General features: G+C 65.9%; 4 protein-coding genes. 3 read left to right on the forward strand and 1 reads right to left on the reverse strand.

Translation table 11 applies throughout. The features are described from left to right. Positions 1 to 25: 25 nt before the first annotated feature. Positions 26 to 2,008 carry a sigma-54-dependent Fis family transcriptional regulator gene (locus HUW53_RS03375; protein WP_237344324.1) on the reverse strand — a complete coding sequence of 661 codons (1,983 nt, stop codon included), beginning with the start codon at positions 2,006 to 2,008 and terminating at the stop codon, positions 26 to 28. Positions 2,009 to 2,459: 451 nt separating this feature from the next. Here HUW53_RS03375 and HUW53_RS03380 point away from each other — a divergent pair, with 451 nt between their 5' ends. From HUW53_RS03380 to HUW53_RS03390, 3 genes are all read left to right on the forward strand, one after another. After that, the gene (locus HUW53_RS03380; RefSeq protein WP_237344325.1) at positions 2,460 to 4,613 is read left to right on the forward strand and encodes a hydantoinase/oxoprolinase family protein; all 2,154 of its coding nucleotides are present in this window, start codon (positions 2,460 to 2,462) and stop codon (positions 4,611 to 4,613) included. A gap of 96 nt (positions 4,614 to 4,709) precedes the next feature. After that, the gene (locus HUW53_RS03385; RefSeq protein ID WP_237344326.1) at positions 4,710 to 7,040 is read left to right on the forward strand and encodes a hydantoinase B/oxoprolinase family protein; all 2,331 of its coding nucleotides are present in this window, start codon (positions 4,710 to 4,712) and stop codon (positions 7,038 to 7,040) included. A gap of 75 nt (positions 7,041 to 7,115) precedes the next feature. Beyond that, positions 7,116 to 7,622: an acetone carboxylase subunit gamma gene (locus HUW53_RS03390; RefSeq protein WP_237344327.1), complete on the forward strand. Its 507-nt coding sequence runs from the start codon at positions 7,116 to 7,118 to the stop codon at positions 7,620 to 7,622. Positions 7,623 to 7,642 lie beyond the last annotated feature (20 nt).

Below are 7,642 nucleotides of genomic sequence, written 5' to 3' on the forward strand. Positions count from 1 at the left end.
GCGTGTGTCGCGGTATTCGCTGCCGTCAGGCGCGGCCGCCGCGCGGCGGAGCCTCCCGCTCCCAGGCGGCGAGGCGCAGATAGAGGGTGGAGCGGGCGATGCCCAGGCTCCTGGCGGCGCGGGAGAGATTGCCGCCGCAGGCCTCCACCGCCGCCAGGATGGCGGTGCGCTCCAGGGATTTCAGGTCGTTGCTTGTTTCATCCGAGGCGCCGCCGTAGAGGTCAACGGGCAGGTCGTCCAGGTCGATGGGGCTCACGCCGTCGGTCATGGCCACCAGCATGTCGGCCACATTGCGCAGCTCGCGCACGTTGCCGGGCCAGGCATGGGCCCGCAAGGCGTCGAGGGCGGCGGCGGTGAAGCGCGGCGCCGGCCGCCCGGCCTGACGGGCGGCGCGCCGGGCGTAATGGTCCATCAGCAGCAGGACATCATCGCCGCGCTCCCGAAGCGGCGGGATGGTGAGGCGCAGGGCGGCGATGCGGTAATAAAGATCGCGCCGGAAGCGCCCCGCCGCCACTTCGCGGGACAGGTCCCGATTGGTCATGGAGACGAGGCGCAGATTGACCCGCCGCGCGCCATGGCCGCCGACGCGATAGACCACGCCATCTTCCAGGACCCGGAGCAGATAGGACTGCAATTCCAAGGGCATCTCGCCGATCTCGTCGAGGCAGAGCAGGCCGCCGTCCGCCGCCTCCACCTTGCCGGGCCGGCCCCCGGTATCGGCGCCGGTGAAGGCGCCCCGTTCGTATCCGAACAGTTCGCTGGCGATGAGATCGCGCGGCAAGCCGCCGCAATTGAGCGGAACGAAGGCGCCCGGCGGCGTGCGGGCGCCGTGGATGGCGCGGGCGAACACCTCCTTGCCCACGCCGGTCTCCCCTTCAAGCAGCACCGGCATGCCGCTTTGCGCCATGCGCCGGGCCTTCTCTCGTGCCTCGCTCAGGGCCGGGCTCTCGCCGATGATGGCGTCGAAGCCGGGCGCCGGTTCGGGCGCGGCGAGGTGCGCCGGCTCGCGGCCGGAGGGGCGCGGCCGGCGGGGGGCGTGCAGCACCATCACGCCGCCGATCTCCTCCCCGTCCTCCCGCACGATTTCGAGACTGGCGCCTGGCAGCAGCTCGCCCATGCGCTGCGCCCACCCCTCCGGCGCGGTTTCGCGCACCGGCATCAGCCGGCCGTCGGCAAGCACGGCCTCGTTGCGCCGGGCGAGTTCCTTCAGCGCACGGTCGGTGGCGAAAATCAGCGCGCCGGTGCGGCTGAAGGCGATGATCTCCTCGGAGAGCCACAGCGCGCGCTTGTTCAGGAAATGCCGCAGCACGAGGTCGTGTTCCAGCGCGATGCGGCGGCCGAGCACCGCCTCGATCTGGTGGGCGAGAGCCACCGCATGGGCGAGGTTCTGCGGGTTGAAGGTGTCGGTGGAGCCGGAAATGTCCACGGTGCCCAGCACGGTATTTTCGCTGGGGTGGCGCACCGGCGCGGCGGCGCAGGTCCAGCGCTGCACGGCGGCGCAGAAATGCTCGTCGGCGTGAATCTGCACCGGCTTTCCCGCGGCGAGCGCGGTGCCGATGGCGTTGGTGCCGATCTCGGCTTCCTGCCACACGCCGCCACGCTGGAGCTTCACCGCATGGCCGGTATCCAGGGCGCGGGCATCGCCCTCGGTCTCCAGGATGGTGCCGGCGGCGTCGGTGAGGATCAGCATGGAGCGGGCGTCGGCCAACAGCGCGCGCGCCTCCTCGACGGCGGGCCGGGCGGCGTGTACCAGGCGCAGATTCTGCTGGCGGCGGCGATGCCATTCCGCTTCGCTCACCACCGGCGCCTCGGCGCAGCCGGCGGCGATGCGATGGGCGCGCGAGCGCTGCCAGGAGGCGATGACCTGGGGCCGCACGGCGGGCGAGGCGACACCATCCTGCTGAAAGATTTCCCAGGCGCGCCGGATCTCTCGTGGCGTCACCGCGCCGCCCGTCACCGAGCCGGCAAGTCCAAAACCGTCGTGTGTCGCGAAATCGCTGACTGTCACCGGCAATGCCCTCCCGGCCGGCGTCGCGCGGGTCCCGCGCGCGTCGCCTTCAAAGCCGTTGGCCATCCCGAAGGCAGGTTCCGAGCATCGGCTCCGCCCTTCTGAAGATGGCGGTTTTCTCCCTTCACCGTCGCATTCTGTCCGCCCGCCCAGCGGCGCGCGTCGATCGACTTTGGTCGTAGGATAGGCGCATGCCACAGGCAAAGACAAGTCCAGCGGGACGCATTCGCAAGTGCATCACGCGATTGAAACTGTCCGGCGCGCTGTGTTCGGACGACACATGTCCGAGTTTCGGACAGTCGCGACAGGGAAAGCATGCTGACCGGACGCGTTAAGCACCTGAAATTGCGCTTTGCGCTTGCCCCTCGCTGCGGCTGGCACGGCTTTCGCGACATCCTCTTGCGCGAACCGGCCCTCCAATGAGGCCGGCCTGAGTGATGGGAGGATCCTCGTGAACGTTCCAATCGGAAACCTGCGTAACGTCCAGGTGCTCGGTATCGATGCCGGCGGCACCATGACGGATACCTTCTTCGTGGATGCGAGCGGCGACTTCGTGGTCGGCAAGGCCCAGTCCACGCCCCAGAACGAGGCCATCGGCCTCATCAATTCTTCCGAAGACGGCCTCGCCAATTGGGGCATGTCGCTTCACGATGCCCTCGCCCAGCTCCAGACCGGGGTCTATTCCGGCACCGCCATGCTCAATCGCGTGGTGCAGCGCAAGGGCCTGAAATGCGGCCTCATCGTCAATCGCGGCATGGAGGATTTCCACCGCATGGGTCGCGCGGTGCAGAGCCACCTCGGCTATGCCTACGAGGACCGCATCCACCTCAACACCCATCGCTACGATCCCCCGCTGGTGCCGCGCCAGCTCACCCGCGGCGTGACCGAGCGCACCGACATGATGGGGGTGGAGGTGATCCCGCTGCGCGAGGACACCGCCCGCGCCGCCGCCCGCGAACTGATCGCATCGGATGTGGAAGGCATCGTCATCTCGCTGCTGCATTCCTACAAGAATCCGAAGAGTGAGCGCCGGGTGCGCGATATCGTGCTGGAGGAGGTGGCAGGAAGCGGGAAATCGATCCCGGTGTTTGCCTCGGCCGATTATTATCCGGTACGCAAGGAAACCCACCGCACCAACACCACCATCCTCGAAGGCTATGCCGCCGAGCCTTCGCGCCAGACGCTGAACAAGATTTCCAGCGCCTTCAAGGAGCGTGGCACCAAGTTCGACTTCCGCGTGATGGCGACCCACGGCGGCACCATCTCCTGGAAGGCGAAGGAGCTCGCGCGCACCATCGTGTCGGGCCCCATCGGCGGGGTGATCGGCGCCAAGTACCTGGGCGAAGTGCTGGGCTACAAGAACATCGCCTGCTCGGACATCGGCGGCACCTCGTTCGACGTGGCTCTCATCACCCAGGGCGAGATGACCATCAAGAACGATCCGGACATGGCCCGGCTCGTGCTCTCGCTGCCCCTGGTGGCCATGGATTCCGTGGGCGCGGGGGCCGGCTCCTTCATCCGTCTCGATCCCTATACCCGCGCCATCAAGCTCGGCCCGGATTCCGCTGGCTACCGGGTGGGCGTGTGCTGGAAGGACAGCGGCATCGAGACGGTGTCGGTGTCCGACTGCCATGTGGTGCTCGGCTATCTCAATCCCGACAACTTCCTTGGCGGGGCGATCAAGCTTGAGCGTCAGCGCGCGGTAGACGCTATCAAAGTGCAGCTTGCCGATCCGCTGGGCCTGTCGGTGGAGGATGCCGCCGCCGGCGTCATCGAGCTGCTCGACAGTGACCTGCGCGATTACTTGCGCTCCATGATCTCCGGAAAAGGCTATTCGCCGGCAAGCTTCGTCTGCTTCTCCTATGGCGGCGCGGGACCGGTGCACACCTATGGCTATACGGAGGGTCTCGGGTTCGAGGATGTGATCGTGCCGGCCTGGGCGGCGGGTTTTTCGGCCTTCGGCTGCGCGGCGGCGGACTTCGAATATCGCTATGACAAGTCCCTCGACATCAACATGCCCACGGACGCCCCCGAGGCCGACAAGGCGAAGGCGGCCGAGACCCTTCAGGCGGCGTGGGAGGAATTGACCCACAACGTGCTCGAAGAGTTCAAGCTGAACGGCTATTCGGCCGATCAGGTCACGCTTCAGCCCGGCTACCGCATGCAGTATCGCGGCCAGCTCAACGACCTGGAGATCGAGAGCCCGCTGCCCGAGGCCCACACCCCCGGCGACTGGGACGTGCTCACAGAGGCCTTCAACGCCACTTACGGCCGCGTCTATGCTGCCTCCGCCCGCTCGCCGGAACTCGGCTATTCGGTGACGGGCGCCATCATGCGCGGCACGGTGCCGATCCCCAAGCCGAAGATTCCGAAGGAACCGGAAGAGGGAGAGATGCCGCCGGAAGAAGCAAAGACCGGAACCCGAAAGTTCTATCGCAAGAAGAAGTGGGTGGATGCGCAGCTCTACAAGATGGAGGCGCTGCGCCCCGGCAATCGGGTGACGGGGCCCGCCATCATCGAATCCGACGCCACCACCTTTGTGGTGCCGGACGGCTTCGAGACCTGGCTGGACGGCCACCGCCTGTTCCATCTGCGCGAGGTGTGAGGCTGCGTCCTGCGAAGGCTTGGCGCATCGCGGCCCTTCCAGCCGTGATGCGCCCGAAAAATCCGTCAACGGAAACGAACCCAAGGACTGTCAATCATGAACGTCAGTGTGAACCAGAGCACCCTGCACGGTGCGACGCGGGGTGTCGTGCGCGGCGGCGAGACGCTCAAGGAGCATCGCGACCGTCTCATGGCCGCCACCAAGGCCACCGGCCGCTATGCCGGCCTCACCCGGCTGGACCTGCGCGAGAGCGAGCCCATCCTCTACAACAAGCTGTTCTCCCGTCTTCGGGCCGGCGTGGTGGATGCGCGCGAGACCGCCAAGAAGATCGCTGCTTCCCCCATCGTGGAGCAGGAAGGCGAATTGTGCTTCACCCTCTACAATGCGGCCGGTGACAGTATCCTCACCTCCACCGGCATCATCATCCATGTGGGCACCATGGGTGCCGCCATCAAATACATGATCGAGAACAATTGGGAGGCCAATCCAGGTGTCGCCGACAAGGATATTTTCTGCAACAATGACTGTCTGATCGGCAATGTGCACCCCTGCGACATCCACACCATCGTGCCCATCTTCTGGCAGGGCGAGCTGATCGGCTGGGTGGGCGGCGTCACCCATGTGATCGACACCGGCTCGGTGGGGCCGGGCTCCATGTCCACGGGCCAGGTGCAGCGCTTTGGCGACGGCTACCAGATCACCTGCCGCAAGGTGGGCGCCAATGACGAATTGTTCCGCGACTGGCTGCACGAGAGCCAGCGCATGGTGCGCACGACCCGCTACTGGATGCTGGACGAGCGCACCCGCGTTGCCGGCTGCCACATGATCCGCAAGCTGGTCGAAGAAGTGGTCGCCGAAGAAGGCATCGAGGCCTATTGGAAGTTCGCCTATGAGGCGGTGGAGCATGGCCGGCTCGGCCTTCAGGCCCGCATCAAGGCCATGACCATCCCCGGCACCTACCGGCAGGTGGGCTTCGTGGACGTGCCCTATGCCCATGAGGATGTGCGGGTGCCGTCCGATTTCGCCAAGCTGGACACCATCATGCACGCCCCCTGCGAGATGACCATCCGCAAGGATGGCACCTGGCGGCTTGATTTCGAGGGGGCGAGCCGCTGGGGCTGGCACACCTACAACGCCCATCAGGTCAGCTTTACGTCCGGCATCTGGGTGATGATGACCCAGACCCTCATCCCCTCCGAGATGATCAATGACGGCGCCGCCTATGGCACCGAATTCCGCCTGCCCAAGGGCACATGGATGAACCCGGACGACCGCCGGGTTGCTTTCTCCTATAGCTGGCACTTCCTGGTTTCGGCCTGGACGGCACTGTGGCGGGGGCTCTCGCGCTCCTATTTCGGGCGCGGATACCTGGAGGAGGTGAATGCCGGCAATGCGAATACGTCGAACTGGCTCCAGGGCGGCGGCTTCAACCAATATGACGAGATCCATGCGGTGAACTCGTTCGAGTGCGCCGCCAACGGCACCGGCGCCACCGCAGTGCAGGACGGCCTCAGCCACGCCGCCGCCATCTGGAACCCCGAAGGCGACATGGGCGATATGGAAATCTGGGAGCTGGCCGAGCCGCTCGTCTATCTCGGACGGCAGATCAAGGCCTCTTCCGGCGGTTCCGGCAAGTATCGCGGCGGCTGCGGCTTCGAAAGCCTGCGCATGGTCTGGAATGCCAAGGACTGGACCATGTTCTTCATGGGCAACGGCCACATCTCCTCCGATTGGGGGCTCATGGGCGGCTATCCCGCGGCCTCCGGCTATCGTTTCGCCGCCCACAAGACGGGCTTGAAGGAGCTGATCGCCTCGGGCGCCGAGATCCCGCTCGGCGGCGACACCGATCCGGAAAACCCCACCTGGGATGGAATGCTTCCGAACGCCCAGATCAAGCGCGACAAGCAGGCCATCACCACCGAGGAGATGTTTGCCGATTATGATCTTTACTTGAACTCCATGCGGGGCGGCCCCGGTTTCGGCGATCCGCTGGACCGTGCCCCGCAGGCGGTGGCCGACGACCTCAACGGCGGCTACATCCTGGAGCGGTTCGCCGGCGACGTGTACGGCGTGGTGGTCAGGAAGGGCGCGGACGGCCTCCATCAGGTGGATGTCCCCGCCACCGAGGCGGCCCGCGCCGCCATGCGCAAGGCGCGCATCGAAAAGTCGGTGCCGACGCGCGACTGGATGGAGGGCGAGCGCGCGAAGATCCTCGCCAAGGATGCGTCCACCCAGGTGCGGCAGATGTTCGCCGCTTCCTTCAAGCTGGGACCGAAGTTCGAGCAGCAATTCCGCAGCTTCTGGAACCTGCCCGAAAGCTGGAGCCTGCCGGAGGAGGAAATCGGCGTGCCCACCTACGGCTCGCGTTACTCCATGGACCTCTCCGAATTGCCGGACGTGCACACGGTTCAGCTCGTGGAGGAGTGACCATCCCTTGGGCGGCGGCCTGTCCCCGCCGCCCGCCTGTTCTCAAAGTTCAAGATCAATGGGAGGAACACGCGAATGGCCTATACCCGCACCAAGATCGAAGACCTCGTGGAAGGCAAGATCGATCCCGATACCCTGCATCAGATGCTGTCCACGCCCAAGGATCCGGAGCGTTTCGCAACTTATGTGGAGATCCTGCAGGAGCGCGTGCCGTGGGATGACAAGATCATCCTGCCGCTGGGTCCCAAGCTCTACATCGTGCAGCAGAAGGTGACGAAGACATGGGTCGTGCGCTGTGAGTGCGGCCATGACTTCTGCGGCTGGCAGGAGAATTGGAAGCTCCACGCCCGCATCCATGTGCGCGACACGCCGGCGAAGTTGGAGGAGATCTATCCTCGCCTGATGGCGCCGACGCCCACCTGGCAGGTGATCCGCGAATATGTCTGCGGCGAATGCGGCACGCTGCATGACGTGGAGGCGCCGACCCCCTGGTATCCGGTGATCCGCGATTTCGAGCCGGACATCGACGCCTTTTATTCCGAATGGCTCGGCCTGCCCGTGCCGGAGCGGGCGGAAGGATGAGAGGAGGCTCGGCGGCGGGG

Origin of the sequence: Xanthobacter agilis (genome assembly GCF_021730435.1) — a bacterium.
Lineage (GTDB): Bacteria > Pseudomonadota > Alphaproteobacteria > Rhizobiales > Xanthobacteraceae > Xanthobacter > Xanthobacter agilis.

Coding starts and splice junctions, on each gene's coding strand:
- HUW53_RS03385 (WP_237344326.1), top strand. CDS start 4,710: ATGAACGTCAGTGTGAACCAGAGCACCCTGCACGGTGCGACGCGGGGT.
- HUW53_RS03390 (WP_237344327.1), top strand. CDS start 7,116: ATGGCCTATACCCGCACCAAGATCGAAGACCTCGTGGAAGGCAAGATC.